This window comes from Allomuricauda sp. F6463D, from assembly GCF_023015965.1.
In the GTDB taxonomy this organism is placed as follows: Bacteria; Bacteroidota; Bacteroidia; order Flavobacteriales; family Flavobacteriaceae; genus Flagellimonas.
This window is the reverse complement of record NZ_JALKAN010000001.1, coordinates 786,812-804,034: the sequence shown is the minus strand read 5'-3', so window position 1 is coordinate 804,034 and position 17,223 is coordinate 786,812. Positions and strand designations below refer to the sequence as shown.

Sequence of the window (17,223 nt, the reverse complement as noted above, 5' to 3'; positions counted from 1 at the left end):
CTAAATACTGGCTTATGGAGACATTAAAAGCACAAAAAAAAGATAGTAAGAAAGAAAAAGCAATCAGGATATCAGGTGCAGAGGCCATTATTCATTGCTTGCTGGCTGAGGGAGTTGATTTGATATATGGATATCCAGGAGGAGCCATTATGCCCGTTTATGATGAGTTATATAAATTTCAAGATAAACTCACACACATATTAACACGTCATGAGCAAGGCGCTACCCATGCCGCCCAAGGTTATGCCAGGGTAACGGGAAAAGTAGGAGTCGCTATGGCAACTTCTGGGCCTGGAGCTACAAATTTGGTTACGGGAATAGCCGATGCCCAGATAGATTCCACTCCAATGGTATGCATTACAGGGCAAGTGCCAAGACACTTGCTGGGTTCAGATGCCTTTCAGGAAACGGACATTGTTGGTATTTCAACTCCAGTGACCAAATGGAATTATCAGGTAACCAGAGCGGAAGAAATTCCTGAAATAATGGCTAAGGCATTTTATATAGCTCGATCTGGTAGACCAGGGCCTGTTTTGGTGGATATTACCAAAAATGCACAATTCGATGAACTTGATTTTGTATATGAAAAATGCACAGGCGTAAGAAGCTATAATGCTGTTCCAAAAGCCGAGCCCAGTAGTATAGAAAAAGCGGCCGAATTGATCAATAGTGCTAAAAAGCCATTTATTGTATTTGGTCAAGGTGTAATTTTAGGAGAGGCAGAGACGGAGTTCAAAGCCTTTGTGGAAAAAACGGGGATTCCAGCAGCTTGGACTATTTTAGGGCTTTCGGCATTGGACACCGAACATCCATTGAATGTGGGTATGGTAGGTATGCATGGAAATTATGCTCCTAATATGCTTACCAACGAATGTGATCTGCTTATAGCCATAGGAATGCGTTTTGATGATAGGGTAACAGGAAATTTAGATTCATATGCAAAGCAGGCCAAAGTCATTCATTTTGAGATAGACCCTGCAGAAGTCAACAAAAATGTTAAAGCGGATGTTGCTGTGCTGGGCAATGCGAAGGAAACCTTGGAAATGGTATTGCCTTTAGTGGACAAAAAAGAGCATACAGCTTGGAAAGGCGAGTTCGATAAAATGTATCAAAAAGAATACGATACATTGATTGATAAAGATATTCACCCAACCAAAGAAGGGTTGACCATGGGAGAAGTGATTGAGAAAATCAATGTTGCCTCTGGACAAAAGGCGGTAATTGTTTCCGATGTGGGACAGCATCAAATGATTGCTTGTCGCTATGCCAAGTTCAAACAATCCAAGAGTAATATAACATCTGGTGGATTGGGTACTATGGGATTTGGGCTACCTGCGGCCATTGGGGCCAAAATGGGTGCAATGGACCGCGAAGTGGTTGCAATAATCGGTGACGGTGGCTATCAAATGACCATTCAAGAGTTAGGTGTCATATTTCAGCATAATGTACCTGTGAAAATCGTGGTGTTGAACAACGAACACTTGGGAATGGTACGTCAATGGCAAGAATTGTTTTTTGAAAGAAGGTACGCTTCCACGGTAATGACCAATCCGGATTTTGTAAAAATAGCAGAGGGATATCATATTAAATCCAGAAGGGTTTCAGAACGTGAAGATTTGAAAGAAGCAGTTGAAGAAATGATGGCGTCCAAAGATCCTTATTTTTTAGAAGTGAAGGTGGAAAAGGAAGATAACGTATTCCCGATGATTCCATCTGGAGCTTCAGTTTCCGACATCAGATTAAAATAAAACAAATACGCATCAATTTTGAAACAAGGGAAAATATTCCACTCAATCTGAAAAGGTGCAAGAGCAATGAATATTATGGAAAAACAATGGTATACCATATCGGTGTATTCCGAAAATCACGTAGGATTGCTTAACAGAATATCAGGGATATTCTTAAAGCGACATATTAACATAGAAAGCTTAAACGTTTCAAAATCAGAAATAAAAGGCGTATCTAAATTCACAATTGTAGTGTATACAACAGAAGAATGGACGCGTAAAATTGTTGGTCAGATTGAAAAGCAGATAGAGGTTATAAAAGCGTTTTATCATACCGATGATGAGACCATTTACCAAGAATCTGCTTTATTTAAAATTGCATCGCATTTATTGTTTGATGAACGTCAGATTCAAAATATAATCAAAGAAAGCAACGCACAGATCGTAACGGTAAGTCGAGATTTTTTTGCTTTGGCAAAAACAGGTCGCAAGCACGAGATTGATGAAATGCACGCGGCATTGGAGCCTTACGGAATTATGCAGTTTGTGCGGTCGGGTCGTATAGCGGTTTCAAAAGCTACGATGCCCATATCCGAAATGTTACAAGAATTATAAAAACACTAAACAGTTAAAAATCAAATATCAAAAATGGCAAATTACTTTAACACACTATCACTTCGCGAACAACTGACCCAGTTGGGAAAATGTAGATTTATGGATTCCAGCGAGTTTGCTGACGGTGTTACCGCTTTAAAAGGAAAAAAGATTGTAATAGTTGGCTGTGGCGCCCAAGGATTAAACCAAGGGTTGAACATGCGCGATTCCGGCTTGGATGTGTCATACACCTTACGTGAGGCCGCAATCAAAGAACAAAGGCAATCCTATAAAAATGCAACAGAGAACAATTTTACCGTAGGCACCTACGAAGAATTGATTCCTGATGCTGATTTAGTGATCAATCTTACTCCAGACAAGCAGCACACCAAAGTGGTTAGTGCAGTAATGCCTTTGATGAAAAAAGGAGCTACACTTTCGTATTCCCATGGTTTTAACATCGTTGAAGAGGGAATGCAGGTGCGAGAAGACATAACCGTGATCATGGTAGCGCCAAAAAGCCCAGGTTCTGAGGTGCGTGAAGAGTACAAAAGAGGATTCGGTGTGCCAACGTTAATTGCCGTTCACCCAGAAAATGACCCGGAAGGAAAAGGTTTGGAGCAAGCCAAAGCCTACGCAGCCGGAACTGGTGGCGACAAGGCAGGAGTTTTGGAATCATCTTTTGTGGCAGAAGTTAAATCGGATTTGATGGGGGAGCAGACCATTCTTTGTGGTTTGTTGCAAACAGGATCTATCCTTTCTTTCAATAAAATGGTGGAAAAAGGTGTGGATGAAGCATATGCCTCAAAATTGATTCAATTCGGATGGGAAACCATCACAGAGGGATTAAAACAAGGAGGTATCACCAATATGATGGACCGTTTGTCCAATCCGGCAAAAATCAAAGCTTTTGATTTGGCAGAAGAGTTAAAAGTGATCATGCGTCCATTGTTCGAAAAACATATGGACGATATTATGAGCGGACACTTTTCCAAGACCATGATGGAAGATTGGGATAATGGAGATAAAAACCTATTGGATTGGAGAGCCGAAACAGGGGAGACCGCATTTGAGAAAACTCCCGCAGGCAGCATGGAAATCTCTGAACAAGAATATTATGACAATGGAGTGTTAATGGTCGCTTTCGTGAAATCTGGAGTAGAATTGGCGTATGAAACCATGACAGAGTCTGGAATTATAGGTGAATCTGCATATTACGAATCATTGCACGAGACCCCATTGATTGCTAATACAATCGCAAGAAAAAAATTATTTGAGATGAACCGTGTTATTTCCGATACTGCCGAGTATGGATGTTACCTGTTCGATCACGCTTGTAAGCCACTTTTAACCGACTTTATGAAGCAAGTGGATACCGATATCATTGGAAAACACTTTGGTGAGGGAAAAGACACCGGTGTGGATAACGTAAAACTGATCGCAGTAAACCAAGCCATCCGAGAGCACGATGTAGAAGTTGTTGGTGCTAGATTGCGTGCTTCGATGACGGCCATGAAGCCAATCGGATAAAACAAAACCATTGGCCCTATGAGTGAAACTGTGGAAATTTATTTTCCGCAAATAGCGGATATTTATTTAGCAGCAAAGACTATCGCCCAGGTGGCAGAAGAAACTCCTTTGCAGCAAAGTATCCGCTATTCCAAAACTTATGGGGCCAATATTCTACTAAAACGGGAAGATCTTCATAGGGTACGGAGCTATAAAATACGTGGAGCCTATAACAAGATAAGCTCCCTCTCCCAAATACAATTGGATAGTGGAGTTGTCTGCGCAAGTGCAGGAAACCATGCGCAAGGTGTTGCCTTTGCATGTAGTCATTTGAAGGTAAAAGGAACCATTTACATGCCCGTAGTGACCCCGAAACAGAAAATAGACCAGACCAAAATGTTTGGTGGGGAGTGGGTAGATGTGGTTTTGGAAGGCGATACTTTTGATGACTCCAAAAAAGCCGCCCAAATATTCTGTGAAGCTGAAGGCAAAACATTCGTACACCCGTTTGATGATGAAAAAACCATAGAAGGTCAGGCAACTGTAGGATTGGAAATTCTTAAACAATCCACGGAGCCCATTGATTTTGTTTTTGTTGCCGTTGGCGGTGGAGGATTGGCCTCCGGATTATGTGGTGCGTTCCAAGCCTTGTCACCAGACACAAAAATCATTGGTATAGAGCCCGAAGGTGCACCCTCCATGCTCAAATCCATTGAAAAAGGTGAATTGGTGGAACTTGAAAAGATAGATAAGTTTATCGATGGGGCCGCCGTTCAAAAGGTAGGTGCATTAACATATCCCATATGTAGAGATTATCTGCATAAGATGATAACCGTTCCCGAAGGAAAAGTGTGCCAAGCCATCCTTAATCTGTACAATCGGGATGCCATTGTGGTAGAACCAGCAGGAGCTTTGACCATAGCTGCGCTTGACTATTTTAAAGAAGAGATAAAAGGGAAAAATGTAGTTTGTGTCATAAGTGGAAGCAATAACGATATTACCCGTACAGCCGAAATCAAAGAACGGGCATTATTATATGCGAAACTAAAGCACTATTTCATTGTTAAGTTTCCACAACGCCCAGGCGCACTTAAGGAATTTGTAGCGGACATTCTAGGTCCTACGGATGACATTACCCATTTTGAATATTCTAAAAAATCGAGTAGGGAAAATGCACCGGCAATCGTTGGTGTTGAGCTTAAATCACCGGAAGATTTGGAGCCATTGGTTCAGCGTATGAAAGACAATAATTTTTACGGGGATTATTTGAACGACAAACCTCATCTTTTTCAGTATTTGGTGTGATGACACCAACAATTTCGAGTATCATTCTTATAAACTGTGTTCTCCAACGTTTTCGTTACTAATGGATTGAAAACTAAGATGTTTTCATTCATTTTTATGTTAGTTTTGTATAGAATGATCGACCGATTTATTCAACACTAACCACTTAAAACAACAATCAATGGCAACAATTAAAGCATCAATTCCTGAGGCATTTCAAATCACGGAAGAAATACATGAGAAAACCTATTTGGTCAATGGGGAATTGCGCCAATGGGAAGGAGCTACAAGTCCTGTAATTTCTACAATATCATCTACAGAGGAATATGCCCCAACTACTTTGGGCAGCGTTCCAGATATGGGAGAACCTGAAGCACTGGATGCTTTGGATGCCGCTTTAGCTGCATACGATAAAGGTCAGGGGCTTTGGCCTACAATGAAAGTTAAGGACCGTATAGAATGTATGGAAACCTTTGTGAAGAAGATGGAGGGGAAGCGAGAGGAAGTAGTAAAACTTTTGATGTGGGAGATAGGTAAATCCAAACCTGACTCTTACAAGGAATTTGATCGTACCGTTGAGTATATTTATGATACTATTGAGGATTATAAACAACTAGATCGTGATGCTGCCAAGTTTCAGAAGCATGATGGTGTCTACGCCCATATTCGCAGGGGTCCATTGGGAGTGGTTTTATGCCTTGGTCCATACAATTACCCATTAAATGAAACCTTTGCTTTATTGATTCCGGCCATTATTATGGGGAACACAACCATTTTTAAGCCTGCAAAGCATGGAGTTTTGTTGATTACACCACTTTTAGAGGCTTTTCAGAGTAGTTTTCCCAAAGGAGTGGTAAATATCCTGTTTGGTCGGGGAAGAGCCGTAGCAGCGCCTATTATGAAAACAGGAAAGGTTGATGTATTGGCTTTGATTGGAAACAGTAAATCTGCCAATGCCTTACAGGAGCAGCATCCAAAAAGTAATAGATTGCGTTTGGTTTTGGGCTTGGAAGCCAAAAACCCGGCCATCGTATTGCCCGATGCCGAATTGGATTTGACCATAAACGAATGTATTTCGGGTACATTGTCCTTTAATGGGCAACGCTGTACCGCACTAAAAGTGGTATATGTTCACGATGATGTTAAGGATGAATTTTTGAAACGCTTTGCAGAGAAAGTGGACGGATTGAAATTTGGCAACCCATGGGATGAAGGGGTTAATCTTACACCGCTTCCGGAATCGGATAAGCCAGCTTACATTCAAGAATTGTTGGATGATGCACTCGCTAAAGGAGCAAAAATTATCAACAAAAAAGGGGGCAAGCATTTTGATAATTACATATGGCCGGCTGTGCTGTATCCTGTTACCAAGGATATGCGGGTTTATCAAGAAGAACAGTTTGGGCCAATAATCCCGGTACTTTCTTTTAAAGAGATTGAAGAACCTTTGGATGACATGGCCGAATCTAACTACGGGCAGCAAGTAAGTTTGTTCGGAAAAGATGTTTACACGCTGTCACCGCTTATCGATACCTTGGCCAACTTGGTATGCCGGGTAAATCTGAACAGTTCTTGCCAAAGAGGTCCAGATGTGTATCCGTTCACTGGCAGGAAAGACTCGGCACAGTCCACTTTGAGCGTGCACGATGCGCTAAGGTCTTTTTCCATAAGAACCTTTGTGGCTTTTAAAGACAATGATTTGAATACCCAAACGGTAGAACAATTGATGGAGGCTAAAGTGAGCAACTTCTTGAGTACGGATTATATTTTGTAGTGAGAAAGACTTTTGCAATGATCTGATCAGTGTCATCACGATGGAGTACGAACGTGTGAAAAAAATATCTGATGAGAGATCATAAAGAAAAAGCCCGAGTACTTTGTTTGCTCGGGCTTCCTTGTTTTTGAAAAACTCTTTAAAATAGGGTCAACGTCAACCTGAACTTCTTTCAGGTTCCCAAATGATGAGATTCTGAAATAAATTCAGAATGATGCATCTGTGTTTTGGAACGATTTCTCGGTTTGATTAAATATTCTTGGCCAACCAATCACCAACTTCGCTGGTTTTGTATGCTTTCCCTCCTTCGGCAAGGTCTTCGGTAACAATACCTTCGGCTAAAGATTTGTTGACCACATCTCTAATAGCTTGAGCTTCCTCTGTAAGGTTTTTATCTTCAAACAACATTGCGGCCGATAGAATCGTGGCCAATGGGTTGGCGATATCTTTACCTGTTGCTTGCGGATAGGAACCGTGAATGGGTTCGTACAGTGAAACATCACTACCTAATGAAGAAGACGGCATTAGTCCCATAGAACCCGAAATAACGGAGGCTTCATCAGTTAAAATGTCGCCAAAAAGGTTGGCGGTTATGATTACGTCGTAGCCCTTGGGCCATTGAATCAATCTCATGGCAACGGCATCCACAAATTCGTAGGACACTTCTACTTCTGGATAATCCTTTTCCATGGCTTGTACGGTCTCTCTCCATAAACGGGAAGATTCCAAAACATTGGCCTTGTCCACACAACATAATTTTTTACCACGCTTCATGGCCATTTCAAAACCTTTTTTTGCCAAACGTTGTATTTCGAAACGTTGGTAGGTCATGGTGTCAAAAGCAGTGTTACTATCATCTTTCCTGCCTCTTTCACCAAAATACACCCCACCTGTCAATTCTCTAAGAATAATTAGGTCCGTACCTTCGATACGTTCTCTCTTTAATGGGGATTTATCTATTAATGATGGAAAAGTAAAGGTTGGACGCACGTTGGCAAACAAACCTAATTTCTGACGCATTTTCAGTAACCCTTGTTCTGGACGTACTTTAGCTGAGGGGTCATTGTCAAAACGTGGATGGCCAATAGCTCCAAAAAGTACAGCATCTGCGGTTGCACACACTTCGTGGGTCTCATCTGGGTATGGCTCGCCTACGGCATCAATGGCGGCGGCTCCAGTGAGGGCAGGTGTCCAGTTTATTTCATGTCCGTACTTTGCAGCTACGGCATCGGATACTTTTACAGCTTGGTCGATTACTTCTGGGCCAATTCCATCTCCGGCCAAGAGTGCTATGTTTAATTTCATTTCTTCAATTATCAGTTTTCAATATATAATTATCAATAGGTCGTTATACGAGATTCAACATTTTCTCCGTGGCTTTTATGGCGGATACCGTTTGGTCTGAATCCAGACCACGTGTAGTGAAATCTTTTTCCTGCGTTTGCCATGTTATCACAGTTTCGCACAATGCATCGGAGTTACTTCCCGGAGGGATTCTAACAGCATAATCCACCAATTTTGGTAATTCCCGCCCCTCTTTTTTATATACTTTTTTCAATGCTGTGATAAACGCATCAAATTGTCCATCTCCTTGCGCATTTTCTTCATATGTTTTGCCTTCAATTTCAATGGAAAGGGTAGTGGAGGGTTTTAATCCTTTCGAGTGGGTAAGCACATAGGACTTCACAAACACTTTTTGCTGATGTAGGTTGCTGTCCAACACATCGGAAATGATATACGGTAAATCGTCTTTGGTAACGCGTTCTTTTTTATCTCCAAGTTCAATGATTCGCTCTGTAACCTTTTTCAGTTCGTTATCGTTCAAGGTCAAGCCAAGTTCTTGAAGATTCTTTTGAATATTGGCTTTCCCAGATGTTTTACCTAGGGCATATTTACGTTTTCTGCCAAATCGCTCGGGCAGTAAATCGTTAAAGTAAAGATTCTTTTTACTGTCTCCATCTGCATGTATTCCAGCTGTTTGGGTAAATACATTGTCACCTACGATAGGTTTATTGTCAGGTATACTGAATCCCGTGAATGCAGAAACCAATTTACTTACTTTATAAAGAGATGATTCCTTTACTCCGATTTTAATTTCAGGTAAAAAATCATTGATTACGGCAACAGCACTTGCAAGAGGTGCGTTACCTGCGCGTTCGCCCATTCCATTTACGGTGAGGTGCAATCCGTGTGCTCCAGCTTTTAGGGCTTCCATAACATTTGCAACACTTAAATCGTAATCGTTATGACCGTGAAAATCAAAATGCGTATTAGGATATCTTTCAATGATTTCCTTTAGGAACACACTTGATTCTGTATGTGTTAGAATCCCTAATGTATCGGGCAACAAAATCCGCTTTACAGGCTGTTTGGTCAAAAAGTCCAAATACTGTAAAACATAGTCCTTGGAATTTCGCATTCCGTTGCTCCAATCTTCTAAATACACATTGGTTTCTATTCCAAGTTTTTGAGCTTCTGAAATAGTGTTTTCTATTTCTGCAAAATGCTGTTCTGGAGTCTTTTTAAGTTGATGTGTTAAATGGTTCAATGAACCTTTGGTGAGTAAATTTTGAACTTTTGCACCTGCCTCTTGCATCCATTTAAGCGACACACCATTGTCCACAAATGTCAATACCTCCACTTTGGACAAATAACCTTCCGAGGCGGCCCAATCTGTAATGTTTTTAACTGCTTGCAGTTCTCCTTCGGAAACACGGGCAGAGGCAACCTCAATCCTGTCTACTTGAAGTTCTTCAATGAGGAGCTTGGCCAAGGTGAGTTTTTCCGATGCAGAAAAAGATACCCCTGATGTTTGTTCACCATCCCTAAGGGTGGTGTCCATAATTTCTATGGTGCGTGTTTTCATGTTTTCTGCCGTAGTGTTCCGACCAATAGCTTATAAAGGCGTGTTTTCGGCGTATTTTTCAATATCCTCTTGGATGTTCAACAAATAGTCGATATCATCAAAACCATTGAGCATATTGTCCTTTTTGTAATCATTGATGTCGAAGCTTTCGCTTTCACCTGTGGCCAAAATGGTAATCTTTTGTTCTGGTAGACTGATTTCCAATTCGGTTTTTGGGTCGGCTTCAATCGCCTTATAAATTTTGTCCAAAAACTCAGCGCTTACTTGAACGGGAAGTACACCTATGTTTAAACAGTTACCTCTAAATATATCCGCAAAGAAACTAGAAACAACACAACGGAAACCATAATCGTAAACGGCCCAAGCAGCGTGCTCTCTTGAAGAACCTGATCCAAAGTTTTTGCCTCCAACCAATATCTTTCCAGAGTATATGGGGTTGTTCAATACAAATTGCTCTTTGGGTGTTCCATCTGGATTGTATCTCCAATCACGGAACAAGTTGTCGCCAAATCCTTTACGCTCGGTAGCTTTAAGGAATCGTGCAGGGATAATCTGGTCGGTATCCACGTTTTCAATGGGTAATGGTACCGCTGAACTTTTTAATATGTTGAATTTATCGTAAGCCATCTTTTTTCAATTATCAGTTTTCAATTATCAATTAACAATGGATTGTCTATTGTTAACTGTACTCATTGTTTGTTGTTAAGCTAAAACCTCCTCGTTCATTAACTCTCTTGGGTCGGTTACTTTTCCGGTTACGGCTGCTGCTGCGGCTACTAAAGGACTAGCAAGTAAAGTACGAGCTCCAGGACCTTGTCTACCTTCAAAGTTTCTGTTGGAGGTGCTCACGGCATATTTTCCAGCAGGAACCTTGTCGTCGTTCATGGCTAAACAAGCGGAACAACCGGGTTCTCTCAATTCAAAACCAGCTTCCGTAAGAATATCCAAAATACCTTCTTTTTTAATGGCATCTTCAACTTTATGGGAGCCTGGAACCAACCAAGCGGTTACGTTGTCGGCTTTTTTTCTTCCTTTGATGATGGAAGTAAAGGCTCTAAAATCTTCAATCCTACCATTGGTACAGCTTCCAAGGAAAACAAAGTCTATAGGTTTACCCACCATAGGTTCACCTTCATTGTAATCCATGTATTCCAACGACTTTTTGTAAGTGGCTTTGGCTCCATCAATAGTGTCTGCAAAAGGGATGTTGTTACTTATACCCATGCCCATTCCTGGATTGGTGCCAAAAGTGATCATAGGCTCTATTTCACTGGCATCAAAAGTTACTTCTTTATCAAAGACCGCATCTTCGTCAGAATACAGGGTTTTCCAGTATTCCATTGCTTTGTCCCAATCTTTTCCTTTTGGAGTGTATTCTCTTCCTTCAACATAGTCAAAAGTTTTCTCATCTGGAGCAATCATACCACCACGGGCACCCATTTCAATACTTAGGTTACAAACCGTCATACGGCCTTCCATGGACATATTTTTGAAGACATCTCCGGCATATTCTGCAAAATAGCCTGTGGCACCGGAAGTAGATAATTTGGAAATGATGAAAAGGGCTACATCCTTCGGGGTAACGGCTTCACTCAATTCTCCATTTACATTGATGCGCAAACTTTTGGGTTTGGGCTGCATAATACATTGCGTGGACAGCACCATTTCTACCTCACTGGTACCAATACCAAAAGCAATGGCACCGAAGGCTCCGTGCGTAGAGGTGTGTGAATCTCCACAAACAATGGTGGCTCCTGGTACGGTTATCCCGTTCTCTGGGCCTATTACGTGTACGATTCCGTTTTTCTTATGTCCAAGCCCCCAATATGGAATATCATGTGCGGTGGCATTTTCCTCCAAAGCCCTTAATTGATTGGCGGACAATGGGTCTTTTACTGGCAAGTGTTGGTTTAAGGTCGGGGTATTGTGGTCGGCGGTTGCAAAAGTACGTTCCGGGTACAATACTTTAATACCTCTGTTTTTCAATCCTAAAAATGCTACGGGGCTCGTTACTTCATGTACCAAATGTCGGTCGATGAAGAGTACATCTGGACCATTCTCGATATGCTTTACCACGTGGGAATCCCAAACTTTATCAAATAGTGTCTTGCTCATTGTGTCTTCAATAATTTGTAAGCCTACAAAGTTAAAATTTGTATGTAAAAATGATTTTCTGTTCGTGTAAAATTACGATGTTCAACCGCAATTTCAAGCTGTAGTAATTAAAGTTAACAAATCTTAGAGATTGATTTTCAATTTATAACAAAGTAGGGGCGATTGTTAATTTCAACTTTGGATTACAAACCTAATCGGTTTCAACTAATATAATTCCAAATGGTTTTATTGGCCATCATCTTGGAATAGGCGTTGAGAATAGGTGCATTTTCTGCTTTTTCGAGTCTTGGGTCTTGTTTAAGTAATTGAACGGCGTGATAACGAGCGGTTTTTAGGATTTGATTGTCCTTGACGATATCCGCAATCTTAAGATTTAGCATGCCACTTTGTTGGGTGCCCATTAAATCCCCTGGACCGCGAAGCTTAAGGTCAACCTCTGCAATTTTGAAACCATCATTGGTTCCCACCATCGTCTGTAAACGGGTTTTAGCATCTTCGGATAGTTTATGGCTCGTCATTAAAATACAGAAACTTTGTTCAGCACCTCGTCCAACACGACCACGAAGTTGGTGCAATTGGGAAAGCCCAAATCGCTCCGCGCTCTCAATGATCATAACGGATGCATTGGGAACATTCACACCTACTTCGATGACCGTGGTGGCAATCATGATCTGGGTTTCACCTTTCACAAAACGTTCCATTTCGTAGTCTTTGTCGGCAGGCTTCATTTTGCCGTGCACTATCGAAATCTGATAGTCGGGTTGCGGAAAATCACGAACAATGCTTTCGTAGCCATCCATCAAATCTTTGTAATCCAGTGCTTCGGATTCTTGGATCAATGGGTAAACTATATAGATCTGTCTCCCTTTTTTAATTTCATCTTTGATGAATCCAAATACTTTTAATCGGTTACTGTCATAACGGTGCACGGTTTTGATTGGTTTTCTGCCAGGTGGCAATTCATCGATCACCGAAATATCCAAATCGCCATATAGGCTCATGGCTAGAGTTCTTGGAATAGGGGTCGCCGTCATTACCAATATGTGGGGCGGTATCTGATTTTTGTGCCACAGTTTGGAACGCTGTGCAACGCCAAATCGGTGCTGCTCGTCCACAATGGCCAAACCAAGGTTTTGGAACTGTACTTTGTCTTCCAAAACAGCATGGGTGCCAACGAGAATGTTCAAATTGCCATTCTCCAATTGATTGTGGAGCAAGGTGCGTTCGGATTTTTTGGTGGACCCCGTCAGTAAGGCAATCTTAATATCCATGTTGGCCAAAAGTTCCTTAAGTCCATTGTAGTGCTGCGTAGCCAATATTTCAGTGGGAGCCATCAGGCAAGTCTGGAAACCGTTGTCGATGGCCAAGAGCATGCACATCAATGCTACAATCGTCTTACCGGAGCCCACATCGCCTTGTAACAATCGATTCATTTGGGCGTTGCTGCCCAAATCGCCCCGAATTTCTTTGATAACTCTTTTTTGGGCATTGGTGAGTTCAAAAGGCAGGTGGTTTTCAAAGAATTCAGTAAATTTTTCGCCCACATTACCGAACGGCATCCCCTTAATTTTTTGCTTTCTTCGTAAATTTTGAGAAATGAGTCGCAATTGGACGAAAAACAACTCTTCAAACTTTAAACGAAACCGTGCTTTGGCCAATAATTCTTGATTTTTTGGAAAATGAATATTGAATAGTGCGGCACTTTTAGTGATCAACTTTAACTCGTCCAAAATTGAAGGCGATAACGATTCTGGAAATTGTCCCTTGCACTCCAAAAACAACTGTTGGATCATTTTACCAATGACTCTGTTGGTGATACCCTTGTTGCTCAATTTTTCAGTTGAGGGGTAGATGGGCTGCATGGCCAATTTTAATCCCTGTTGATGCTTTTGTAGGGTTTCCATTTCGGGGTGGGGCATGGAGAATGTGCTTCCGTACTTGTTTACTTTACCAAAAACCACGTAGGGTTCGTTCAGTTTTAAATTTTCCTTGATCCATTTATGCCCTCTAAACCACACGAGGTCCATTTGTCCTGTTTCGTCCACAAAGGAGGCTACTAAACGTTTTCCTCTTTTTTGTTCTACTATTTTAATGTGAACCAATTTTCCTATGACTTGAACATCGGCACCACTGGGCTGCAGTTGATTTATTTTGTAATAACTGGTTTTGTCCAAATATCGATTGGGAAAGAGGTGCAATAGGTCTTTAAACGTTTCAATGCCCAATTCGGACTTAAGGGCATCGGCTCTGTTTGGACCAACACCTTTAAGATATGCTACGGGAGTTTGTAGAAAATTGGGATTCATCGAACTAAAATATGTAATTTGGAAGGACTTTTGATAAGATGATGATATGAAGCTGAGTCCCATTGTTGTTTTTTTCCTAATTGTAGAAGTGTTGTTCGGTCAAATTCAGGATAAGGTTGACTTTGTACATGCAGATGTTTTGATTGAACCCGAGCCTTTCGAAAACCGCATAAATGGTAGCGTAACCTATCAAATTGATGTAATTGAAGATGTGGGTTCCATATATCTTGACGCAGTGGATCTTGATTTTTCATCTGTTGTACTCGATGGTAAAAAAGTTGATTATAATTATAACGGTCGAAAAATAACCGTTAATGGGAAACTAAAAAAAGATGGAACGTATTTTCTATCCTTGGATTTTGTAGCCCAACCAAAACAAACGGTATATTTTTTAGGCTGGGATGATGGTGTAAGGAACAACGAACAGGTTTGGACCCAGGGCCAGGGAAAATATACTAGCCATTGGTTGCCCAGCTTTGATGATATGATGGAAAAAGTAGAATTTGACCTTGCGATTAAATTGAAGCAAAACTATACCGTAATTTCTAATGGCCACTTGATTAAAAGAGACACTTTGCCAGATTCTAAAGGGTATTTATGGCAGTTTGATATGCAAGAACCTATGAGTAGCTATCTGGTAGGTTTTGCCATTGGAAATTATAACAAAAAAACTATTGAATCGACTTCGGGCGTACCTGTTGAGTTGTACTACAAACCCACGGATTTTTCAAAAGTGGAACCAACGTATCGATACACGAAGCGTATTTTTGACTTTTTGGAGACCGAAATAGGTGTTGCCTATCCTTGGCAGAACTATAAACAAGTTCCCGTACAAGATTTTTTATATGCGGGAATGGAGAACACCACTTGCACCATTTTTTCCAACCAGTATGTAATAGATTCCACGGCATTTGTGGACAAAAATTATGTAAATGTCAATGCCCACGAACTGGCTCACCAGTGGTTTGGTGATTTGGTTACCGAAACTAGCAGTGAAAACCATTGGTTGCACGAAGGTTTTGCAACATTTTATGCGTACCTGGCGGAAAGGGACATCTTTGGTGACGATTATTACTATTGGCATTTATTGGAAACAGCCAACGCCTTACAGCGTTTTTCTGGAGATGACGGGGGAGAAGCACTTCGTAATCCAAACGCAGGCAGCTTAACGTTTTACGAAAAAGGGGCTTGGGCACTAGTTATGCTACGAGATAGGATAGGAGAAGCCAATTTTAAAAAAGGAATAAAAAACTATCTTGAAGAATTCGCCTTTAAAAATGTGACCATAGCTGATTTTATGAAAGTAATGGAAAAGGTTTCGGGTGTGGATCTATCAAATTTTGAAAAAACATGGTTGGAAAACCCAGATTTTCCATATGACGAAGGGATTTTGTTTTTAAAAAAGCAGAACAAATCCATAAAAAAATATTTTGAAATAAAAGATAAGCTAAGGGAAGAGCCGGAGCGTTCCGAAAAAATAGTAACACGCGTTTGGGGTAACATAAAATCCAATAAACTTAAAGAAAACCTCTTGTTGAATCACGGAGGTAAGTTATCCTCGGAATTTTTGACCAATATTTTAAAATCGGAGGGCTTAAAAGTAAGACAAGCTGTTTTGTTGTCCCAAAGTAGCATACCAACAGCGCTTCAGACAGATATCGAAGTGCTTTTAAAAGATAAGAGCTATACCACTGTGGAAGTCGCTTTATACCGATTATGGACGGATTTCCCTGAAAATAGGAACAAATACCTTGATGAAACCAATGAAATTACTGGTTTTCCCAATAAAAACATTCGACTACTTTGGTTGACTTTAGCTTTGGTGACCCAAGAATATAACCCAGACGACAAGGCGCTATATTTTGATGAATTGAGTGAGTATACAGGAGCCGAACACCATTTTGAGACACGTTTGCTGGCATTCCAATACTTAAAAACTATAGGGGGCTTTACTGATGTTACACTAAAAAATTTGGTTGAATCATGTAGTCATCATGTATGGCATTTTAAAAAATCAGCCCGAAAAATATTGGAAGAATTTTTAAGGGCAGAAGGAAACGTAGCACGTATTAAGGGGCTGTACCCTTTGTTAAGTCAGCAAGAAAAGCAATATTTGAACAAAACTTTAGGTGAATGAGGGCATTGGTCATTTCTGGTGGAGGTAGCAAAGGTGCTTTTGCAGGTGGTGTAGCTCAATTTTTGATTCAAGAAGCCCAGCATGACTACGATTTGTTCGTTGGAACTTCTACGGGCAGTTTGCTAATATCACATTTGGCACTGAATAAACTGGACAAGATTAAAAATATTTATTCTTCGGTTAATCAGGACAGCATCTTTAATAACTGTCCGTTTATCATCAAGAAAAAATATGGAGTCGAGACTATTGCCATCAATCACTGGAACGTTCTCAAAAATTTTATAAAAGGAAAAAAAACCTTTGGGGAGAGTGAAAATCTTCGAAAACTGATACGTAGATCTATTACCGTGGAAGAATTCAATGAGTTAAAGGAGAGTAATATGGACGTGGTGGTCACAGTGTCCAATCTTTCGCTGAATCAGGTGGAATACAAATCCATAAATGATTGTACCTATGATGAGTTTTGTGATTGGATTTGGATTTCTTCGAATTACACACCTTTTATGAGCTTGGTAAAAAAGAATGGTTGCGAATATGCCGATGGTGGATTGGGGACCCTAGTACCTATTGAGGAGGCTTTGAACCGTGGTGCAACAGAGGTTGATGTAGTTGTGTTGCATACTGAAATAAACTATCTAAACCGAATGTCATCTAAAAACCCTTTTGATTTGATCACTACGATTTTTGGGTTTGTTTTGGACAGAATCGAAAACCAGAACATTCGTATTGGGAAATTTGTAGCCAATCAAAAGGATGCCATCATCAATTTCTATTATACACCGACCATTCTCACCACAAATTCATTGATTTTTAATAAAGAACGAATGACGCTGTGGTGGAAACGGGGTTATTTATATGCCAAGAATAAGAACGAAGAAACTAGCCCAATCGAACCTGAAAGGCAAGAATAG

At 40.7% G+C, this 17,223-nt stretch carries 12 protein-coding genes; 7 read left to right on the top strand and 5 right to left on the bottom strand.

Going from position 1 to position 17,223, the window contains the following annotated elements; genetic code table 11:
* Positions 1–14: 14 nt before the first annotated feature.
* From ilvB to MWU56_RS03450, 5 genes are all read left to right on the top strand, one after another.
* The gene (gene ilvB, locus MWU56_RS03470) at positions 15–1,748 is read left to right on the top strand and encodes a biosynthetic-type acetolactate synthase large subunit (protein ID WP_247042288.1); all 1,734 of its coding nucleotides are present in this window, start codon (positions 15–17) and stop codon (positions 1,746–1,748) included.
* Between the two features lie 75 nt (positions 1,749–1,823).
* Positions 1,824–2,342, top strand: a complete 519-nt coding sequence (gene ilvN, locus MWU56_RS03465; RefSeq protein ID WP_247042286.1) for an acetolactate synthase small subunit — start codon at positions 1,824–1,826, stop codon at positions 2,340–2,342.
* 33 nt (positions 2,343–2,375) lie between these two features.
* Positions 2,376–3,851 (top strand): ketol-acid reductoisomerase, encoded by a 1,476-nt coding sequence (gene ilvC / locus MWU56_RS03460; protein WP_247042282.1) that lies wholly within the window; start codon positions 2,376–2,378, stop codon positions 3,849–3,851.
* 18 nt (positions 3,852–3,869) lie between these two features.
* Entirely contained in the window at positions 3,870–5,135 is a 1,266-nt protein-coding gene (ilvA, locus tag MWU56_RS03455; RefSeq protein ID WP_247042280.1) for a threonine ammonia-lyase, read from the top strand.
* 160 nt (positions 5,136–5,295) lie between these two features.
* On the top strand, positions 5,296–6,888 hold the full coding sequence (locus MWU56_RS03450) for an NADP-dependent glyceraldehyde-3-phosphate dehydrogenase (RefSeq protein WP_247042278.1): 1,593 nt from the start codon (positions 5,296–5,298) through the stop codon (positions 6,886–6,888).
* 249 nt (positions 6,889–7,137) lie between these two features.
* Here MWU56_RS03450 and leuB read toward each other — a convergent pair whose 3' ends face one another.
* The 5 genes from leuB to recG all read right to left on the bottom strand — a co-directional run bounded on the left by leuB (position 7,138) and on the right by recG (position 14,175).
* On the bottom strand, positions 7,138–8,193 hold the full coding sequence (gene leuB / locus MWU56_RS03445) for a 3-isopropylmalate dehydrogenase (protein WP_247042276.1): 1,056 nt from the start codon (positions 8,191–8,193) through the stop codon (positions 7,138–7,140).
* Between the two features lie 43 nt (positions 8,194–8,236).
* A complete protein-coding gene (locus tag MWU56_RS03440; protein ID WP_247042274.1) occupies positions 8,237–9,754 on the bottom strand; it encodes an alpha-isopropylmalate synthase regulatory domain-containing protein in 1,518 nt (505 codons plus the stop codon).
* Positions 9,755–9,784: 30 nt separating this feature from the next.
* Positions 9,785–10,381 carry a 3-isopropylmalate dehydratase small subunit gene (gene leuD, locus MWU56_RS03435; RefSeq protein WP_247042272.1) on the bottom strand — a complete coding sequence of 199 codons (597 nt, stop codon included), beginning with the start codon at positions 10,379–10,381 and terminating at the stop codon, positions 9,785–9,787.
* Between the two features lie 75 nt (positions 10,382–10,456).
* Positions 10,457–11,869 carry a 3-isopropylmalate dehydratase large subunit gene (leuC, locus tag MWU56_RS03430; RefSeq protein WP_247042270.1) on the bottom strand — a complete coding sequence of 471 codons (1,413 nt, stop codon included), beginning with the start codon at positions 11,867–11,869 and terminating at the stop codon, positions 10,457–10,459.
* Between the two features lie 200 nt (positions 11,870–12,069).
* Positions 12,070–14,175: an ATP-dependent DNA helicase RecG gene (recG, locus tag MWU56_RS03425; protein ID WP_247043693.1), complete on the bottom strand. Its 2,106-nt coding sequence runs from the start codon at positions 14,173–14,175 to the stop codon at positions 12,070–12,072.
* A 46-nt stretch (positions 14,176–14,221) separates the two neighbouring features.
* Here recG and MWU56_RS03420 point away from each other — a divergent pair, with 46 nt between their 5' ends.
* Positions 14,222–16,312 (top strand): M1 family metallopeptidase, encoded by a 2,091-nt coding sequence (locus MWU56_RS03420; protein WP_247042268.1) that lies wholly within the window; start codon positions 14,222–14,224, stop codon positions 16,310–16,312.
* The gene (locus MWU56_RS03415) at positions 16,309–17,223 is read left to right on the top strand and encodes a patatin family protein (RefSeq protein ID WP_247042266.1); all 915 of its coding nucleotides are present in this window, start codon (positions 16,309–16,311) and stop codon (positions 17,221–17,223) included. The genes MWU56_RS03420 and MWU56_RS03415 overlap by 4 nt, the downstream gene beginning before the upstream one ends.